This is a genomic window from Leyella lascolaii, from assembly GCF_900079775.1.
Taxonomy (GTDB): domain Bacteria; phylum Bacteroidota; class Bacteroidia; order Bacteroidales; family Bacteroidaceae; genus Prevotella; species Prevotella lascolaii.
Window position 1 is genome coordinate 19,488 of the sequence record NZ_LT556051.1, and the last position, 17,906, is coordinate 37,393.

7 protein-coding genes are annotated in these 17,906 nt (G+C 54.1%); 2 read left to right on the forward strand and 5 right to left on the reverse strand.

Going from position 1 to position 17,906, the window contains the following annotated elements; translation table 11 throughout:
* Positions 1 to 83: 83 nt before the first annotated feature.
* From BN4609_RS15045 to BN4609_RS15065, 5 genes are all read right to left on the reverse strand, one after another.
* Entirely contained in the window at positions 84 to 3,971 is a 3,888-nt protein-coding gene (locus BN4609_RS15045) for a glycosyl hydrolase 115 family protein (RefSeq protein ID WP_068857316.1), read from the reverse strand.
* Between the two features lie 472 nt (positions 3,972 to 4,443).
* Complete coding sequence (locus tag BN4609_RS15050) at positions 4,444 to 6,561, reverse strand: S46 family peptidase (RefSeq protein ID WP_068857370.1); 2,118 nt, start codon at positions 6,559 to 6,561, stop codon at positions 4,444 to 4,446.
* Positions 6,562 to 6,630: 69 nt separating this feature from the next.
* Entirely contained in the window at positions 6,631 to 8,133 is a 1,503-nt protein-coding gene (locus BN4609_RS15055; RefSeq protein ID WP_068857317.1) for an oligosaccharide flippase family protein, read from the reverse strand.
* A 69-nt stretch (positions 8,134 to 8,202) separates the two neighbouring features.
* On the reverse strand, positions 8,203 to 8,565 hold the full coding sequence (locus tag BN4609_RS15060) for a four helix bundle protein (protein WP_068857318.1): 363 nt from the start codon (positions 8,563 to 8,565) through the stop codon (positions 8,203 to 8,205).
* 86 nt (positions 8,566 to 8,651) lie between these two features.
* On the reverse strand, positions 8,652 to 9,881 hold the full coding sequence (locus tag BN4609_RS15065) for a nucleoside recognition domain-containing protein (protein WP_068857371.1): 1,230 nt from the start codon (positions 9,879 to 9,881) through the stop codon (positions 8,652 to 8,654).
* A gap of 1,012 nt (positions 9,882 to 10,893) precedes the next feature.
* Between BN4609_RS15065 and BN4609_RS15075 the strand changes: the two genes are divergently transcribed.
* Positions 10,894 to 14,538, forward strand: coding sequence for a T9SS type A sorting domain-containing protein (locus BN4609_RS15075; RefSeq protein WP_068857320.1), 3,645 nt, complete (start codon positions 10,894 to 10,896; stop codon positions 14,536 to 14,538).
* Positions 14,539 to 14,710: 172 nt separating this feature from the next.
* Complete coding sequence (locus BN4609_RS15080) at positions 14,711 to 17,902, forward strand: SusC/RagA family TonB-linked outer membrane protein (RefSeq protein ID WP_068857321.1); 3,192 nt, start codon at positions 14,711 to 14,713, stop codon at positions 17,900 to 17,902.
* Positions 17,903 to 17,906 lie beyond the last annotated feature (4 nt).

A 17,906-nucleotide genomic window follows, 5' to 3' on the forward strand; every position in this document is an offset into this window, starting at 1 on the left:
TGGCTTAAAATAACGCAAAAGGCAGCCTCCGTAAGGAGACCGCCTCTTGTCTGTGGCTTGTATGTAAGTCAGTTTCATCGTGGTCAGCGTACAACTGTCTTGCGCCCGTCCACCACGTATATTCCTGCCGGAAGGTCGGGAGTGTCTCTCAGACTGTCGCCTATCTTCTGTCCCTTAATGTTGTACACCCCTTTTTTTTTGCCCGCACCGTCAGCCGCTACGGTTTCTATTCCGTCGGTGGCGTCAACCTTGTGTATGCGGAAGAAGTCGGTCTTGAACCATCCGTTCTTGGCTTCTGAGCTGTGGGAGCCGTCGGCGTTGGTGTTGCCCGAGCGTATGCCGAACTTCAGGTCGTCGCCCTCCGCGATGTCGACATATACAAGCATGTCCTGAAGCACGAACGAGTTGGGGGCTCCTCCGATGTATCCGGCGAAGGTGTTGTTCTCTCCCGGAGTGAGGTTCTTGCCGTAGTCGATGTCCATGCCGTAGTATTGCACGTTGTCGTTGGCGAAGAGGCGCACCGTGGAGAGGTAGCCCTCCTCAGCCCACAGGCGGCAGCATATCATGTAGCGTCCCGGTGTGAGCTTGTCGGCGGGTATTGTCTGGTAGAGCTCGAAGCCGTCGGGCATGGTTCCGTTCTTCGCCTGGAACCAGCACACGTTGGTGGCGTGAGGGTTGGATGCGTCCTTGTTGATGCCGTAGGAGTCGCCCGGGAAGAGTCCGCTTATGTTCCAGCCGTGTATGCCGTAGACCGTTCCGCGGCGCGTGTCGCCCGAAGTGTTCTCCTTGATGGTGCCGTTGTCGTTGTAGAGCTCGAAGTCGTAGTTGGTTATGAGCTGCTTTGTCAGTGTGAGGTCCTCGCTTTCCGGCTGCGGCACTCCGCTCACCTTCTCTATGCGGAAGTTGTCAACCTTGAACCATCCGGCGTTGTCTGTAGCCGTCGTTCCGTCGTTGCGCCTGTTTCCAGAGCGTATGCCGATCTTGAGGTCTTCGCCCTCCGCCACCGTCACAAACACCTCCATGGGCATGAGGTTGAACGGTCCGCCTCCGTTCTGTCCGGCATATCCCGCATAGGTGTTTATTTCTCCGGGTGTCAGCAGACGGGTGTAGTCGCTCTCATATCCGTAGTACTGCACGTTGTTGTTGGCGAAGAGGCGTCCGGAGGTCTTCTTGTTCTCCTCCATCCACATCATGCACGACACGCGGTAAGTGCCCGGCTCTATCTCCGATGCGGGTATTGTCTGCGACAGCTCGAAGAATTCGGGCATGGGGAACGAGTTTATCCAGCATATGTTAGAGCCGTGCGGATTGGCTGCATCCTGGTTGATGCCGTAGGAGGGCAGTCCGTTCTGTCCGAGCGTGAGCTCTCCGGTGTGGTCCCATCCGTAAGGTATGCCGCGGTCGGTGTTGCCCTGCGGGTTGGGCGTTCCGTCCGTGCGCAGCTCGAAGTCGTTGTTCTTTATGAGTCTGGCTGTGAGCGAGTTGTCGGCAGACTCGGGCAGACGGTTGTATATCTGGCTCAGCACCACGCCCGGGTCGAGCATGTACACGCGCACGCTTACGGTCTTGTCCTCGTCGGAGTTGTAGGTCACGGTGGCGTCGTTGAATCCCTGCAGCACCGTGGTGTTCCATTTGCCTTCTGTCGCGGTGGTCTTCAGCGAGCACACCTCTGGCTCGCCTCCGTCCACGGAGACAGCCACGCGGAGGTCGTAGCCGGGATGTATGGGGAATGTGGGGAGGCAGCGTGCCGAGATGGTGTTCATGCCGCTCTTCACCTCAACGTCGTATTCGGCGTAGGGCGCGCTTGATGCCTTGTCAGCCGAATACTGTGTCTCGTCTATCGGCCACACGGTGACGCTGGAGCCGCTCATGCCGAGTCCCTCCATTGTCACGACGTTGCCCTTTACGGATGTGTACTTGTCGGCAGCCACGCTGAATGTCTCTTCTTTCTCTATCTCCTTCTGCACGCTGCTTATTCCGGACAGTGTGGCGGTCTCAGGCATGTAGAACTGTGACTGCTGACGTGGTTTGGAGTCCATCATCTCGTTCCATTTTCCGCCTGCTATACCGTTGTTGTATTTGTCTGTTATCAGCTCTATCTGCCTGTAAGCCTTGCGAGCCTCTGCGGCATACTCCAGAGCCTTGTCGCGCTGTCCTGCCTTTGCGAGCACAAGACTCTGCGCCGCGCGGAATGTCTTCACGTTCATATAGTAGGCTCCTTTCACCGGATATTCTATCATCTCGAAGTATGCGTCCTGCAGCTCCGACGGTATTCTTGCCTTGAGATTGTCCACCTTGTCCACGATGGCTTTGTAGTCGGCAATGCGCCGGTCTTTCTCCTCGTCGGTGTAGTTCACGGCGAAGATGTGCTCCGGCTTGCCTCCCGCGCCGAGGCGGTAGTACTCCTGCTTGATGTCGCTCAGGTCGTCGGCATACTCCTCTCCGAATGTCTTCGCAGCCCAGTAGCGGCTGAACTTGTGTGCCTCCTCGGGATTCCAGCGGTCCACGTCCCATGCAAGCTCCATGCAGAACTCCAGTTCCGCCTCAGCCGGCTTGATGTCGCCGACGTTTATTATCCACAGGTTGCGTATGCCGTATTCATATCCTTTGCTCAGCTCATAGCTTATGAGCGAGGGCGATGTGGAGCATAGCCAGAGGTAGTCCTGCGGCGTTCCCCAGTAGGAAAGGTGATAGTAGATGCCGTTTCCGCCCGACCTCGCCTGCTCGCTCTTTGTCGGCATCTGCCTGATGTAGCCGTGGTTGTCGTCCACCCATGTTAGAGTGATGTCCTCGGGAACCTGCAGTCCGGCGTTGTAAGCCTCAAGAACCTCCTTGTAAGGAATGAATATCTGCGGTACGGTTGTGGGGTCGCCGATGTGCCGTTGGAGCAGTTCGCGCTGGAAACCGATTATCTCCGTCAGTCCGCGCACCTTGTCCTCGGTGGTCGGGTAGCCGCTTATCGCCCAGTCGTGTACGCCGCGCATGCCGGTGGTATAGATGGCGTCGAAGCCCTTGCTCTCAATGACGCGCTCCTCCCAGTATTGCTGTATCTTCTCCTTATTGGTCACATAGTTCCAGTTCTCGTACGTTCCGGTGCCGTCGCCCCAGCGTCTCCACTCCCATTCATTGTCTCTCAGCATCTGCTCGCAATGGCTTGAGCCGAGCACGATGTCGTATTTCTTCGCCACGGGAAGGTTCGCCTTGTTTGCCCAGAACGCCTCCGAGCACAGGTGCATGGCGGGCCACAGCGTGTTGGCACGCAGGCGGAGGAGCAGCTCCATCACCTTCGCGTAGCTGTTGGGACCCACGTTGTTGCGGTCGGGATCCATGTTCTTGGCAGCCCAGGGCTGGAATCCCCAGTCCTCGTCGTTGATGAATATGCCCCTGTATTTCACCGAAGGCTCGTCCGTAACGCTCAGTCCGGCGGAGGCATAAAGCCTGTCCTTGTGCGGCGGAACGACGTCAGCCCACCATATGTAGGGCGATACGCCCATCAGGCGCGACACTTCGAAGATGGCGTATGCCGTTCCACGGGGAGTCGAGCCGAACAGAACGAGGGCGCGCTCCACGCCTTCTGTGGGGTTGTCCACGGTCTGAAGTCCGTATGCCTCCCACTTTCCCTTCACGCCGGAGACGTCGATCTTGCCTTCGGCGGCAAGCTTGTCTATGAGCGAGGACGAGCCGACGGTGCCGGCGATGATGGGTGAGCTGCCGGCTGTAAGCGTCGTTCCCACACCTATTTCCTTACCTGTCACTGCCTTGATGTCGCCTGCGAGAGCCGTGGCGGCGGTCTCCACAACCTGCGCGTCGCTCTTGTCGAAGACGATGACGGCTGTAGAATTGTCTGTGACTATCGGAAAACTTCCCGGCTGTTCGGTCTCCGTCAGGCTTATACTCTCCTGAGCCGATACTCCGGATGATGCCAGAATCATCATCATGATTCCGACTGTGAACAGATAGATTTTTCTCATATGTAACGTGTTTAGATAAATGTTCAGGCTGCTTCGTTACGAAATAATAATGTCAGGTGTATGCTTCTGTTAGCGCATTGTGCAAGTGTCGTGACACAGGACAGACTGCATCAGGGAAAGCGAAAGCAGGTCTTGTCGGCTCTCGTCCGCACCGTCTTTTTATAAGACAGGCTGCACACTGCAATGTAAGGGCTGGTTCTGATTGCGCCCTTTTGCGTTGTCGCTGCTGCAAAGATATAATTTTTTGTTGAGAATCAGGCTTTTGTACGGGAATATTCTGTCTGTGAGAGGGAAAAGAATGGTGTTTTTTACGGTAAAATGTATTGCGTACGGTTGTGTGGAAGAGCCCGTTCCGGTGAATCGCTAAGGCTTGGCGGAAGACAGATAAAAAAGCGCCGGAGCAGTCAGGACGGCTTCCTGTGCTCCGGCGGATTGTTCTGTCACCGTGTGTTACGGTGCTGTGGGATGAGTGTCAGATGGCGTTTATTTCTCTGAGCAGGCGGTCGGCGTGTCCCCACTTGTCCATCATGAACAGCACGTAGCGTATGTCCACGCCTATGCAGCGTGCCAGACGGCTGTCGAAATGTATGTCGCTTGAGAGCGAGTCCCAGTTTCCGTCGAAGGCGAGACCTATGAGCTCGCCCCTTCCGTTGAACATCGGCGAGCCGCTGTTGCCTCCGGTTATGTCGTTGTTGGTGAGGAAGCAGAGCTGCATCTTGCCTGTTGTCTTGTCGGTGTACATGCCGAAGTCCTTGCTCGAGAGCAGTTCCTTCATTATCGGTTCGGCTGCGTACTCGATGTTCTCATCAGCGCGGTCCATCTTCTCCACGATGCTTTCGGCAGTAGTGTAGTAGCCTGACGGTTTGCCGCCGAGCTCATATCCGCCCACCTGACCGTAGCTCAGGCGCATTGTGAAGTTGGCGTCGGAGTAGTGGGGAAGGTCTTGCTCCATGCGCAGTTTGGCTTCGCAGAGGTATCGTTCCTGCATTTCTATCTCGTCGCTCACCGGAACGAGCTTCTCGCGGAGTGCCGCCAGCGACTCGATAAGGCTTATTCCGTACTGCACTCCCGGGTCTTTCTTGTATGATTTCTTATTGAAGAAGATCTTCTCTCCCTTCTTCATGATTACTGATTTGGCGTAGAGGAAGTCCACGTATTTCCTGTAGTCGCCCTTGAACTTCTTGTTTATGGTCTTGTAGAAGTCGGGGAGCTCAGCCGGATCGACCTTTTCGGCGAAGTTCTTCAGCAGTGCCGCCATCACCTCCTTGTCCAAAGCCTCGTCCCATTCGTCGCTGTTGTCGGCGAATTCAACGTATTGTTTCTTCGGATTATCCTTCGGTCCTTTCACCTCCATGCCGTTTGAGAGCCTGAGAGCGCGTGTGGTGAACTCGCTTGTACGGGCGAAAGTCTCGCTCCAGAGAGTGAGAGTGCGCATCACGTCGAAGCGTTTCCGGTAGAGTTCAGCCATCTTGTCGAAGTCGAGTTTGCCCTTCAGCAGACCGGTCTGTTCCTGATACTGGCGTATGCGTTTCTCATATTCCTGTTTCTGGCTGATGATTCCGATGCTGTCGATGCATTTGTTCATGCCGATGGAATTCTTCCAGTAGTTGGAGCTTTGCGCGTATTTGGAGTCGTATTTTATGCGCACTGCCTCGTCGGCACGCATGTGGCGGATCATTATGTCCTGCTTTATGCCTCTCACCTGGGCACGCGGAGCGTTCTGCGCGTCGCGCATCTCGTGTATTCCGTAAGACGAGAGATAACGCTCGGTGGAGCCCGGATATCCCATGGTCATCGCAAAGTCGCCGTCCTTGTATCCGCTGAGCGACACCGGAGCCCAGTGTTCCGGATGGTAGGGCACGTTGTCCTTGGAGTACTCAGCCGGACCGTTGGTCTTCGGATCGGCATAGATGCGGAACACTGAAAAGTCGCATGTCTGGCGCGGCCACATCCAGTTGTCGGTCTCGCCTCCGTATTTTCCCATCGACTTAGGTATGGTGAAGACCAGCCGTAGGTCGGTGAAGTCGCGGTAGGTTGTGGCATAATACCTGTTGCCCTCATAGAAAGGCTTTATCTCCAGACGCAGAGTGCTGTCGTTGGCTTTCACCTCTTTTGACATGGCATTCTCCAAAGAGTCGAGCAGTTGTTCCTGACTGCTGATGCTCATCTGCTGTATTCCGAAGCCGTTCACGTAGTCGGTGATGTCCTTCTGTTCCACCATGAAGCTCACGAACATGTTCTCATTGGGCAGCTCTTCCTCATAGCTCTTGGCATAAAAACCGTTTAGCATGTAGTCGTGCTCCACAGTAGAGTGGCTGCGTATTGCCTCGAAGCCGCAGTGATGGTTTGTGAACACCAGTCCGTCAGGCGACACAACGACGCCCGAACAGTATCCGGAGAAGTTCACAACTGCATTCTTTATGGCGTCACTGCTCGAATACAGGTTCTCGTAAGGCAGCGCGAAGCCATATCCCTGCATCTGTTCGAAGACAGGCTTTGGCAGGTCGAAAAGAGTCCACATGCCTTCGTCGGCGTGTGCGGCGGTTCCCGTAGCGAGTAGTGCCGTAAGTAATAATGTCTTGATTTTCATAAATCCTTTGTTTGATGTTTTGTTTAATGTATTGTTTTCCGTTTTCATCTGTTCTTTCTGAAATGCTTGTCAGTTCTTTCTGAAATGCTTTCCTATGACGGGAAGGGAAGACAGCGGCATGTCGCGCTTCACTATCATAGCCGTGAAAAGCAGTATGAGCAGCGTGTTGACAGCCAGCGCGCCCCACACGGGAAGGGCTGAGTTGGCTTTTGTCATTGCGACGAACATCACCAGAGCCACGCCTGCGTAGAGCGTCATCTCCTTTACGGGATAGTCTATCGGATAGTGTTTCTGCCCGACAAAGTAGGAGAGCAGCATTGCCGTGGCGTATCCGGCGAACCCTCCCCATGCGCATGCCATGTAGCCGTAGTGCGGTACGAAGACGACGTTTACAAGTATGAGCACCATGCATCCGGCACCCGAGAACCACGCGCCCCAGATGGTCTTGTCGATGAGCTTGTACCAGAACGACAGGTTGAAATACACTCCCATCATTATCTCGGCAGCCATCACGATGGGCACTACTTTCAGTCCGCTCCAGTAGTCGCGCCCTATGAGGTGGCGCAGGATGTCCATATAGCCCACGACGACGAGGAATGCCAGCAGGGTGAAGATGACGAAATACTTCATTGCCTTGGCATAGGTGGCGCGGTTGTCCTTGTCTTTCGACTTTCCGAAGACGAAGGGCTCGTAGGCGTAACGGAACGCCTGGGTTATCAATGCCATTATCATGGCTATCTTGCTTGCCGCACCGTAGATGCCGAGCTGTGCGTGCGCGTCAGCGTTCTTGTATATGTACGGGAAGAGAATCTTGTCCGCTGTCTGGTTGAGAATGCCCGCGATGCCGAGCACGAGTATCGGCCAGCTGTATGAAAGCATGCGCCGCAGCAGTGCGCGGTCGAGCACATAGCGGAAGCCCGTAAGCTCTTTCAGCAGGCAGAACATGAGTGCCGAGGAGCAGAAAAGGTTGATGTAGAACACGTAGCCCACACCCACCTCCGGACTGTATATCGCGCTCACCGGCGAGCCTTCGCCTCCGCCGACGTAGAGGGCGGGCAGAAGCAGGAAGAAAACGAGGTTGAGCGCGATGGTCAGCATGATGTTGAACAGCTTCAGTGCGGCGAACTTCACCGGGCGTTTCTTGTAGCGCAGGTATGCGAAGGGAATGCACTGGAAGGCGTCGAGAGCCACTGCGATAGCCATTACCCATACATACGACGGATGGTCGGCATAGCCCATGGCACCGGATATGGGTCCGATGAACGCCAGCACAGCCGCGACGAACAGCAGCGAGGTGAGTCCGACGGCTGTCAGAGTGGTGGAGTACACCTTCTGCGGGTTCTCCCCCTCCTTGTTGGCGAAGCGGAAGAAGGTAGTCTCCATTCCGTATGTGAGTATCACGAGCAGCAGTGCCGTGTATGCATACACGTTTGTTATGACACCGTATCCGCCGCTTGCCGCCGACAGCTTTGCCGTGTACAGCGGCACGAGCAGATAGTTGAGAAACCTTCCTACGATGCTGCTCAGCCCGTAGATGGCGGTGTCTTTTGCGAGAGAAGATAGTCCAGACATAGTTTAAATGTGAGAAAGTGAGGATGTGGGAGAGTGAGACGGTGAATCGGTGAGACGCACCTGTGACGTCTACTCACCCCTCTCTTTCAGCTTTTTTATTATGTTTATTAATGTTCCTATTATGATATTCAAGTCGTTTGACAGTGATTCAAACTGCTTTACGTCAATTGTGCCTGATTCGTTAAGCAGTTCCAGCCAATACATTGTCTCATCGGCTTCTTTCAAAGCGATGCTTAACTTGTTTATATAATCCGCTGTGCTCTGAGCGTTACGGCTCTCGGCGATATTCGCTCCGATGCTTGTTCCGGAACGGTATACCTGCTTTGACATGATTTGCTCATGCTTTTCCTCAAGCAGGTATTTATATAATTTAATGACCCTAAGTGCAAAATTCTTACTCAACAAGGATATCGTATTCCTCTGATATGTCATAAACGAATTATTATTTTAGCCCATTTCCATATCCCAGTTCCCATATTCCATACATCTCATTTTCCTACCTTCTCACCTTCCCACCTTTAAAAGAACATATAGCACACCGCTATCGCCGCCGCTATTCCGGCGAGGTCGGCGAGCAGTCCGCATGCCACGGCATGTCGGGTGTAGCGTATGCCCACGCTGCCGAAGTACACTGCGAGGATGTAGAAGGTGGTGTCGGTGGAGCCTTGGAACACGCAGCTGAGGCGTCCTACGAACGAGTCGGCTCCGTAGGTAGCCATGGCGTCGACCATCATGCCGCGTGCCCCGCTGCCCGAGAGCGGTTTCATGATTGCCGTGGGCAGCGCGCCCACAAAGTCGGAGTTGCCCCCGCATGCCTCCACTGTCCATCTCACGCCGTCTATGAGAGCGTCCATCGCCCCCGAGGCTCGGAACACCCCGATGGCTACGAGCATGGCTATGAGATACGGAATGATGCGTACGGCGGTGGCGAATCCGTCCTTCGCGCCTTCGATGAACGCGTCGTACACATTCACTTTCTTCCTCACGCCAGCCAGTATGAACATGATGATGATGAGAAACAGCAGTATGTTGGCTGCCGACGTGCTCACGACGCTCATCGTGGTCTTGTCCATGCTGCCGAATCCCCATATTATCGCCGCCGCAGCCGCGCACATTCCCCCGAGCGTGAGCACCATGGTGCGGTTTATGAGATTGATGCGCTGGTATATGGATGTGGCTATGATGCCAGCCATTGTAGAGCAGAACGTGGCGAGCAGGAGAGGCACGAACACGTCGGTGGGCTGTTCCGCGCCCATCTGCGCGCGGTATACCATGATGGAGACGGGGATGATGGTGAGTCCCGAAGTGTTGAGCACGAGAAACATTATCATAGGGTCGGTGGCGGTGTCCTTGCGCGGGTTGAGCGTCTGGAGCTGTTCCATGGCTTTCAGTCCGAGCGGAGTGGCGGCGTTGTCGAGCCCGAGCATGTTCGCGGCTATGTTCATGAAGATGGACCCTGTTGCCGGATGACCCTTGGGAATGCCGGGAAACAGTCGCGTGAACACGGGCGAGAGCACCCGCGCCAGAGCGTTTACCACGCCGCCGCGCTCGCCTATCTTCATTATGCCGAGCCACAGCGACAGCACTCCGGTGAGCCCTATCGATATCTCGAACGCCGTTTTCGCAGTATCGAAAGTGGAATTCATTATTGCGGGGAAAACCTCAGTGTCGCCCATAAACAGCAGCCGCACCACGGCGACGGCAAAGGCAATGACGAAGAATGCTATCCAGATGTAGTTGAGAACCATTTGGTGTGAGTATGTGTGGTTTGTCGGGTTGCGGCATGCCTTTGTGATGCCGGCACGGCATGCACGGCTCATTCGTATGGCGGGCGTGTGCATGCGCTTGCAGAATGCAAATTTATCAATAAGTTTGCAAACAACGAAATAAATCGTGCTGATAATCTGATTTTCAGCGGTTTTTACGCTTTCCGGATGTCTGCGGAGGTTTGTCCGCGGTGCGGGATGGTGTGTGCTGACCGGTGGCATGCGGCTTGCTGTGTCGGCTTTTTATGTATATTTATGCATGATACGGCGCGTGGCGAGAGGGGACAAAGCAGGTACGCTGCGTGGATGCCGCCGCTCCCGGAACATGTCGGAATGCGTCCTGCGCAGGCATAATGCGCAGGCTGATTCTCCTGTTTTTCGTTTCAGGAGCGCGACGGACACTTTTTTCTCGTGCGGAAAAGCCTTTTCGGGTGCGCCGGAGAGCCTTTTCGGTGGTGCGGAAAAGCCTCTTCCGCACGATGAAAGAGCCCGTTCGGCAGAGCCGCAAAAACGCCCTTGCTGTCTGTGAAACGCCAACCTGCTGTATGCCAGAGCTTTGCGCGGCTGCCTGAAAATCCCGTTTTTTGCGTCCTCGTGTCCTTTTCCGCGTCGCGTGACGGTTTTTTCTGTCTCTCATACGCATTATTATGCACTGTCGTGACTGTTTCCGGATAATTATGCAAAAGGCGAAAAAACCGCCTTGAAGACTAAAAATAGAACTAAATTCAAGGTTTTAACATCTTTTCACTAAAAATTTTTTACCAAATCTTTCCGAAGTTGTTACATCATTATCAGGGGTATTGTGCGATCACGTTAAGGCAGCCGTCCGGAGCGTCATTACAGATGCCTGCGGGCGGACCCGTAAGAGAGGCGTACGCTCCGTTGCCCGGAAGCGGGTCGGCATGGACATAACCCGGATATGACACATTAATATATATAGTACTATTGCCAGTTACTTGGAATTTATATACAACCAACTTAAAAACCTGTAATTATGGGAAAATCTGACATTCTTAAAAAGTATTCAGCTCTCAGTCTGATGTTTGCTGTCTCGCTTTCGGCATGGTCGCAGACCAGTATCACCGATGAGGCGGGACTGAAGGCAATCGCAAACGATCTGGGAGGCAGTTATGTCCTTGCAAACGACATCAGTCTTAGCGGGGAATGGTTGCCGGTTGGAACGGAGAAAGAGCCGTTCACCGGAACGCTCGACGGTGCGGGCCACACCATAAAGGGGCTGAGCATCACGTCGGGTGAGGACAATGTGGGTTTCTTCGGGTTCACCGAGGGTGCCACCATCAGCAACGTGCGCTTCACAGACGCTAAGGTGAAGGGCAACAAGCAGGTGGGTATTCTCGCCGGACAAGCCATCAATACCACTATCTACGCTGTGTTCACAGCCGGCTATCTCACGGGTTATGACCATGTGGGCGGCATCGTGGGCGACGCCCGCGGCAACGCAAGCATGGACGAGATGACCTACATCACCAACTGTATGTCCACCGCAGGCGCGTTCAGCACCACATTTCAGGCGGGCGGCATAGCAGGATGGACCAACGCGGGAGTGTTCACCAACAACCTCGTGATCGGTTCTGCCACAGCCGCATCGGGCGGTGCTGGCGGTGTGTGCGGTATGCTCGACAACGACGGTATAGCCAGCTTCACGGGCAACGTCTCGGGTGCGGCTTTCCTTACCGGTGCCAACAACCGCGTGCATGCCATCAACGCATGGAAGAACGGAGCCAACTGTGTGTACGGAGACCAGAGCGACAACCTCTCGTCCACATCTACGGTGTACACCGTGGGCGGTGCTGTCGTTTCGTATGACCAGCTCGCCGACGACGCCAACAACGAGGGTATACAGGGTACGGCGGTTAGCGACGCCGACCTGCGCACAGCCTCCACATACCAGAACATCGGCTTCGACGCATCTGTGTGGAATCTCTCCACAGGTGCCTATCCGGTGCTTTCCGGCATGACATTGCCGATAGACGGCGACGCCATAAGCATGACCGACCTGCCCGGACGCTGCGTCATCACACAGTCGGTAGACCTCGCTCCGGTGTCTGCATTGGGTCGCGAGGTGAGCATCACAAGCTCCAATCCGGCAGCTGTTGAGGTGAGCGGCACCACGCTCAACTTCGTCGCGCTGGGCAAGTCTACCGTTACATTGTCTACACAGGGCGACGCTTTCTGCAGTGGAAAGACCGTCACGCTCGACATCACAGTGACCGACATCAACTATGCGATAACAACTCCGGAGGACCTCATGAACATGAGCTACAACCTCGCGGGCGACTTCACGCTCGAGAATGATATCGACATGACCGGCTACGACTGGAAACCGGTTGGCGAGTTCACCGGAACGTTCGACGGAAAGGGTCATTTCGTGAAGAACATATCGTTCAACAACGCCGATCAGGGTGAGGTCGCAATATTCTCGACAACAAGAAACGCACAGATAAGAAACCTCGGAGTGATGAACGCCAACTTCGTGGGCAACGCCAATGTAGCGGCTATCGTGGGACGCGCTTACGGTGGTGTGATTGAGAACTGTGCCGTTCTGGGCTCTTACATAGAGGGACGCGACCACGTGGCAAGCATCGCGGGCGACGTGAACAAGAACGATGCCGACGAGGGAGCCATAGTACGCAACTGTCTGTCTGACTCCCGCATAAGCTCACGCAGCTATCAGGCAGGAGGTATGGTGGGCACAATCGTCACCGGAACAGTGGAGAAATGTCTCTTCTCAGGAACGGTGGACTGCCCCGGAAGCAACGCCACCGGTATGGTGTCGCTCATCGACGACGACACTCTTCCGTCATACATACAGAACAACATGATCGCTCCGTCACACCTCTACGGCAATGTGTCGCGCGTCGTTGCTACTGCCGGGCGTACCGTGAACCTTTCCAACAACTACGCTCTTGAGTCAATCTTCTGCGGCTCTACAGCCTCAAACGCAGGTCCGATGGAGAACATGAACGACGCAATCAGCGTACACGGAGCAAACGTATCTGCCGCCGACGCAAGGTCGCAGAGCTTCTACGAGAGCACTCTGGGATGGGATTTCCAGAACACATGGAAGTTCCTCGAGGGTGCCGAAGGCAAGATGTATCCTGTCCTGAAGTGGATGAACGCTCCGCTTCCTTCTGTCATCTACGACATGCCTCAGAACAAGTCGATACTCTATGTAAGCGGAATGGAGTTCATCGACCTGGCTTGCATACACGGCTCTTTGGGTCAGACTCTTGACATACAGATAGTAAAGGGCGGCGACATAGCATGCATCTATCAGGACGACCTCTATGCAGGCGACGAGAACGCACAGTTCGTCGGACGCGGCGATGTGGTATTGAAGGTTACTCCTACTGCCGACGTGGCAGACAAACTGACTATGTCCGGCAGCGACTCCTTCTCTGTATACATCGGCAGGGAGGGCGACCTCACCCCGATATCGACGGCTCAGGAGTTCATCGACATCAACAAGAACCTCGCCGGCGACTATGAGCTCACTCAGGACATCGACCTCACCGGCGTCAGCTTCCCGGGCATCGGAGTAAGCGGCGAGTCGTTCACAGGCTCTATCAACGGTAACGGACATAAGGTGATAGGTGCGCGCGTAAGCTTCGCAAGCGGCTCAGACCTCGGTATCTTCGGCAAGACCAACGGCGCCAAGTTCAGCAACATAGCTTTCGTCGACTTCGTTGTGTCGGCTTCGGATTGCAACCATGTGGGTCTCATAGGCTCTGCCTCAACCACCACATTCGAGAATGTGGCTGTAGTGGGAACAGTTACCGGTAGCGACCACGTGGCTATACTCGCCGGTGACGGCAGTGGCTGCACGGTGACAAACTGCTATGTCGACGGTACGGTTACAGGAGGAAGCCAGGTGGGCGGATTCTTCGGATGTACGCTCGAAGGCGGTGCCAACATCTCGAACAGCTACTTCAACGGTCTCGCAAAGGCTACGTTCCGTGGCTGGACAGGCGGATTCATCGGTCTGATAGACAAGTCTGACAGCCAGGTAGACATCCACAACTGTGTCTCAATAGGCAGCTGCTCTACCAAAGGAAACGGTTCTCCGCTCGTCACTGCTCCGTTCATCGCGGGCAACAACGCCGGTGACACTCCTAACGCGCTTATCAACTTCTCGGGCAACATATACAACAACGAGGCTACCATGGACGCTACTACAGAGTGGCCTACGAAGAACGAGACCGTTGAAGGCGGTGTGGTAGAACCCGCTACAGCCGTTCCGGCTGCATCGCTCCAGCAGGAGTCTACATACACAGCCATCGGTTGGGACTTCAACAACATATGGTCGTTCGACACAGCAAGCGGCTATCTCTATCCTGTTCTGAAACAGTTCGGTGCGATAATCACAGGTATCGAGGACATCAACACAGGTGAGAACGCTGCCGGTGCTTACGCGGTTCACGCTTCAGGAAACGTTCTTGTCGTTGCCGGACTCGGCGCACAGGCAGACGTGACAGTAGCTACACTTGCAGGACAGAACATCGCCTCTTTGACAACACGTGCCGGATCGGCTACCATAACGCTGCCGGGCAAGGGCATATATATCGTCAAGATAGTTGAGAACGGCAGTGCGAAGGCTGTTAAGGTAGTGAACAGATAAATGTGTTACGGTGCTGACGGCTCCTCACGAGACGCCGGATACCGTAATGTAAAGACAAATAAGAAAGGACTGTCCGGCACATTCTGGTGTGCCGGACATCCTTGGGTTTTTTGTTAGAATGGAATTCTCCGGGTATGAACCCCGGAATATACTTTGACCTAAATTAATTGTTATGATAAAAATAAGAATACGGAAATCGTTGAAGGGACTGATACTGATAATGGCATTGTTCGTATATCTTCCCTCATTCGCGGCTCCGACGAAAGTCTCAGGACGTGTACAGGACACGAACGGAGAATTACTTATAGGTGTCACTATTACAGAAAAAGGCACTGACAACAGGGCTGTCACCGATGTGAACGGTTATTATACCATCACCTGCACGACTGACGCCCCGACTCTCGTTGCCCAGTATGTGGGTTTTGAAGTACTCGAACAGAAGGTCACAGGCACCGTCCTCGACTTTATTCTGCACGAGCAGGTAAGCAGTGTGGATGAGGTTGTCGTGACCGGATACACCACACAGAAGAAGATTTCGGTGCTCGGAGCACAGTCTACTCTTAAGATGGAGCACATCAAGGCTCCTGTTGGAAACCTCAGCTCAGTGCTCGCAGGACGTGTGCCGGGTATCGTTTCGGTGCAGCGTACAGGTATTCCCGGACAGGACGACTCTGACATCTGGATCCGCGGTATATCCACAATGACCAACAGAAACGAAGGTCCGCTTGTGCTGGTTGACGGTATCGAGCGCGACTTCAACAATCTCGACCCTGAGGACATCGAGTCGGTGACAGTGCTGAAGGATGCCGCGTCTACCGCCGTTTACGGTGTACGAGGCGGTAACGGTGTCATCATCATCACCACAAAACCGGGTATTGTAAGCAAGCCGCAGTTCTCTGTCGACGTTTATTCAGGTATCACGCAGCTGACAAAACTGCCCGAGCTTGCCGACGGTATAACCTATATGGAGGCGGCAAACGAGGCTTACCGCAACACGAGAGGCACATCTTATTATTCTGACGCATACATTCTGCGCACCAAAGTTGCCAACGGTCTCCCCACACCGGAGATTTCCGCAGACGAGCGCGCCGCGCTTCTTGCAGACCGCACTGTCAACAAATATCTCTATCCTAACGTTGACTGGTTTGACGAACTTTACAAGAACATGGGCTGGAACACACGCGCCAATGTCAACATACGAGGCGGTGCGCCAAACGCAAGCTACTATGTCTCTCTGTCATATTATAAGGAGAAAGGTCTCACAAAGACCGACCCGCTGCAGGATTACAGCACGGAGATCGACTACGACCGTTACAACTTCCTTACAAACGTCAACCTCCGCCCCACAAAGATGACCACAATCGATGTCGGAGTGAGCGGTTGGATCTCTGCCGGAAATTATCCCGCCCAGGACTTCAGTGCCATTTATACGAAGGCGATGACCACCAATCCGGTCATATTCCCGAAAGTTTATCCTAACGGAGCCAACCCGGGCTACTCTCCGGACAACCGTGACATGGACTCGCCGTGGGTCACTCTTACACGCCGCGGATATGACACTCAGCACGAGACACAGATAAACACCAACCTGAGGCTGACTCAGGATCTCGGCTATTTCGAATGGAGCAAGGGCTTGAAGGCACGCGCGCTCATCGCGTTCGACGTGAAGTCGACCCAGTCCATCCAGTATACTGTGGATGAAAGTACATGGAAACCTACAGCTGTTCTTGACCCGACGACAGGCATTTGGCTTGATGACGCCAATCTGTATGACGCTGACGGCAACCTGCTTCTTACCGAACAGTTCAAGGGAAATTCCTCTATGAGCGTCAAGTCAGACAAGTGGGTTTACCGCACATTCTACTTCGAGGCTGCTCTCGACTACCGCCGCACATTCGCAAAGAAGCATAACGTGAGCGGGCTCGTGCTCTTCAACCTGCGCAACTACACTGACGCAAACGATGGAGACCTGTTCAAGACTCTTCCTTACAAGCAGCAGAGTCTCTCCATGCGTGCCACATACGACTATGACAACCGCTATTTCATAGAAGGAAACCTCGGATATACAGGCTCTGAGAACTTCGAACCGGGCAAGCGATTCGGTTGGTTCCCCGCTTACGCAATAGGTTGGGTACCGTCAAACGAGAAGTTCTGGAAACCCCTGTCCAAGTACATTTCATTCCTCAAAATACGCTATTCTGACGGTACGGTCGGTAACGACAGCTCCGGCAGCCGTTTCGCTTACTTCACCCAGATAGGTAACAGTCGCAGTTATACCAGTTACTGGGGAACATCCAACGGACTTGGCTACTCAAATTACGGTTATGAGGCACAGTGGTCAAAGGTACGCAAGCAGGACCTTGGTATCGACATCAACTTCCTTAATGATGACCTTTCATTCACATTCGAGCTCTTCAAGGAGCGTCGTACGAACATCTTCGTGGACCGTAACAACGTGCCTCTCCTCGCCGGATTCGCACAGAGCATATCCGCAAACATGGGTATTGTGGAGAACAAAGGTTACGAAATACAGTTCCAGTACAACCATCAGTTCGGCAAGGACTGGTTCGTGTCACTGCACGGAAACATGACTTGGAACAAGGATAAGATTATCGAGAACGCCCAGGCAACGCCCGCTTACCCGTGGCTCGACCAACGTGGGCACAACGTACTTTCAAGTCTCGGATACATCGCGGAGGGTCTTTACACCAGCGAGGAGCAGATTAAGGAGCGCAACATCACACAGTTCGGTGAGACCTATCCTGGCGAACTGGTAAAGCCCGGAGACATAATGTATAAGGACCTTAACGGTGACGGACACATCGACAGCTACGACCAGTGCTACATCAGCCGCGGTGACGTGCCGGCATATTATTATGGTTTCGGCGGTGACATCCGTTGGAAGAACTTCGGTCTGGGCTTCCTCTTCCAGGGAGTGGCAGACGCCGAGCGTCAGCTTCAGGGCAGTGGTATCCGTCCTTTCACCAATTCCTCTGGCGGAGGAACGCTTTTCGCCAACATCACAGACCGTTGGAGCGAGTCCGACCCGACCAACACCGACGTGTTCTATCCGCGTCTGGCATGGGGCAGCAGCGACCCTTCCAACATCAACAACTTCCAGACCAGTACATGGTGGTTGCGTGATGTGAGCTTCCTGAGACTTAAGAACATCACCTTGTCTTACTATTTCCCGAAATCATGGCTGCGTAACGGAATCATCACAGGAGGCCGTATCTATCTGCAGGGACAGAACGTTCTTACGTTCAGTGACTTCGATTTGTGGGATCCTGAGCTGAATACCGATAACGGAACAAGTTATCCTAACGTCCGTACATTCTCTATCGGAGTCAACTTTAACTTTTAATTAA

What these genes read in the sequence shown, in the direction of transcription:
- BN4609_RS15045 (WP_068857316.1), bottom strand. Translation starts at nt 3,971, where the DNA reads ATGAGAAAAATCTATCTGTTCACAGTCGGAATCATGATGATGATTCTG.
- BN4609_RS15080 (WP_068857321.1), top strand. Translation starts at nt 14,711, where the DNA reads ATGATAAAAATAAGAATACGGAAATCGTTGAAGGGACTGATACTGATA.
- BN4609_RS15075 (WP_068857320.1), top strand. Translation starts at nt 10,894, where the DNA reads ATGGGAAAATCTGACATTCTTAAAAAGTATTCAGCTCTCAGTCTGATG.
- BN4609_RS15060 (WP_068857318.1), bottom strand. Translation starts at nt 8,565, where the DNA reads ATGACATATCAGAGGAATACGATATCCTTGTTGAGTAAGAATTTTGCA.
- BN4609_RS15050 (WP_068857370.1), bottom strand. Translation starts at nt 6,561, where the DNA reads ATGAAAATCAAGACATTATTACTTACGGCACTACTCGCTACGGGAACC.
- BN4609_RS15065 (WP_068857371.1), bottom strand. Translation starts at nt 9,881, where the DNA reads ATGGTTCTCAACTACATCTGGATAGCATTCTTCGTCATTGCCTTTGCC.
- BN4609_RS15055 (WP_068857317.1), bottom strand. Translation starts at nt 8,133, where the DNA reads ATGTCTGGACTATCTTCTCTCGCAAAAGACACCGCCATCTACGGGCTG.